The organism is Mesorhizobium sp. M7A.F.Ca.CA.002.09.1.1 (assembly GCF_003998555.1).
Taxonomy (GTDB): Bacteria; Pseudomonadota; Alphaproteobacteria; order Rhizobiales; family Rhizobiaceae; genus Mesorhizobium; species Mesorhizobium ciceri.
In genome coordinates this window covers 1-2286 of sequence record NZ_RZRR01000887.1, presented here as the reverse complement: position 1 = coordinate 2286, position 2286 = coordinate 1, and the positions used below count along the sequence as shown (strand labels likewise).

Here is a 2286-nt window from a genome sequence, read left to right as displayed (position 1 = left end):
GACGGCCGGGGTGAGTTGACGTTCAATGACAAACTACGGTGCGGACCTGCTCGGGGTTCTGATTTTCGCGAGCCTCGGTTTTTCCGCTCTTGCCGTATTCCTCTCCATATCGCGGCACCGTCGCCGTCATCCTCCTGCCGTCCCACATACGGCAGGCGAAGATGTGGCGGCGGAGGCCGCGCGCAAGGTGATACGGGAGTTCGAAAAGAACGGCCAATCGGCCGATGCCGCGCTGGTGACCTGGTCGCCAGAAACATTGCGCAAGATCCTGGCCGACGATCTGCCCGATGCGCAGGTTATCGTGGTGTCCAATCGCGAGCCGTACATCCACAATGTGAAGGACGACGGCGTCGAGTTGCTCGTCCCGGCCAGCGGGCTGGTGTCGGCGCTCGAGCCCATTACCCGCGCCTGTGCGGGCACCTGGATCGCCTATGGCGGCGGAACGGCGGACCGCCTTACCGTCGACGACCACGATCGCGTGCAGGTGCCGCCTGGCAACCCGTCCTACACGCTGCGCCGGGTCTGGCTGACGGAGGAAGAGCATCAGGGCTATTATCTCGGTTTCGCCAATGAGGGCCTTTGGCCGCTTTGCCATATCGCCTTCACCCGGCCGATTTTTCGTGCCTCCGACTGGGCTGCCTATGAAGCCGTCAACCGGAAGTTTGCCGATACGGTGGTTGCCGAGGCGCGCAACGAGCGGCCGATCGTGCTGGTCCAGGATTACCATTTCGCGCTGCTGCCGCGCATGATCCGCGAGCGCTTGCCGGAGGCGATCGTCATCACTTTCTGGCACATCCCGTGGCCAAATTCGGAAGTGTACAGCATCTGCCCATGGCGTGAACGCATCCTCGAAGGCCTGCTCGGCAGCTCGATCATCGGCTTCCACACTCAGTTCCATGCCAACAATTTCACCGAAAGCGTCGATCGCTTCCTGGAAAGCCGCATCGAGCGGGCCGATGCGGCCATCTCCTACGGCGGACGGACCACATTGGTGCACGCCTATCCGATCTCGATAGAATGGCCGGCGGACCTGCTGGCGAAACTTCCCGCTGTCGACGATTGCCGCGCTCGCATGCGCGAGAGGTTCGGCCTTAAAGCGGATGTGAAGCTGGCCGTCGGGGTCGAGCGCCTCGATTATACCAAGGGCATTCTCGATCGGTTTCACGCTTTGAACGAATTGTTCAAGCGACAGCCTGAGTGGATCGGAAAACTGGTCTTCCTGCAGATCGCGGCACCCAGCCGCGGCACGCTGCCTGCCTACAAGCTGCTCCATGACGAGTGCCACCGTTATGCCGAAGAGCTCAACCGGCGTTATGGCAGCGAGGGCTACAGGCCGGTGATCATGGTGGCCGAACATCACTCGCAAGAACAGGTCTACGAGATCTATCGGGCCGCCGACATATGCATGGTCACCAGCCTGCATGACGGCATGAACCTCGTCGCAAAGGAATTCGTCGCCGCGCGCGACGACGAGCAGGGCGTTTTGATGCTCAGCACATTCGCCGGCGCCTCGCGTGAATTGCTGGAGGCGCTTATCGTCAACCCTTACGATGCCGCCATGATGAGCGGAGCGCTGTTGCAGGCACTGACCATGTCGCCCGAAGAACAGCGCGAGCGCATGCGCCCCATGCGCGAGACAATCCGCAACAACAATGTCTATCGCTGGGCCGGCAGCATGCTTCTGGATGCGGCACGTTTGCGCAAGCGCGGGGACCTCGATCGGGTGACCGGTGCCGTCAGCGACCCGCCGCCCAGCGTCGACAATGTCGTCTCCATTTTTGAGCGCAGACGGGTGGCGATGTCATGAGCGATGCGCTGCAAAATATTGTTGGCGAGACCCTGCACAAGCCGCAGGCCGTCATGGAGAAACCGCACACTGTGCTGACCGGCGAATGGGCGTTGTTCCTCGACATCGACGGCACCCTGCTGGAACATGCCGAACACCCGGACGCCGTCTCGGTCAGCGACGAGCTCCGCTCCTTGCTGCAAGGCCTGGATCGCAAGCTGAACGGGGCATTGGCCTTCATAACAGGCCGTTCCGTCGCGGCTGTCGATCATCTGTTTCAGCCTTTGAAGCTGCGCGCCGCCGGGCTCTATGGCCTGGAACATCGGCTCCTACCGAACGACGACGTCGAAGTCGCGGATGAGCCGGCGGATATTTCTGCGCTTGCCGACGAGATCGAGGCCGAGCTCGGTCGTGGCGCCTATATCGAGCGCAAAGGACGGGTGCTGGCCATCCACACGCGCGCCGCCCCGCATCTGCTTCCGCGCGCGACGCAGCTTGCC

Annotated in this window: 2 protein-coding genes; both read left to right on the top strand. The window is 62.2% G+C overall.

Features of this window, described 5'->3' with window-relative positions:
• Positions 1 to 25 precede the first annotated feature (25 nt).
• Entirely contained in the window at positions 26 to 1807 is a 1782-nt protein-coding gene (locus EN994_RS27885) for a trehalose-6-phosphate synthase (RefSeq protein ID WP_127307987.1), read from the top strand.
• 53 nt (positions 1808 to 1860) lie between these two features.
• On the top strand, positions 1861 to 2286 hold a 426-nt coding region (locus EN994_RS27880), incomplete at its 3' end, for an HAD-IIB family hydrolase (protein ID WP_245466100.1).

Excerpts from the sequence above, each read along its gene's own strand:
- EN994_RS27885 (WP_127307987.1), top strand. The coding sequence starts at position 26 with ATGACAAACTACGGTGCGGACCTGCTCGGGGTTCTGATTTTCGCGAGC.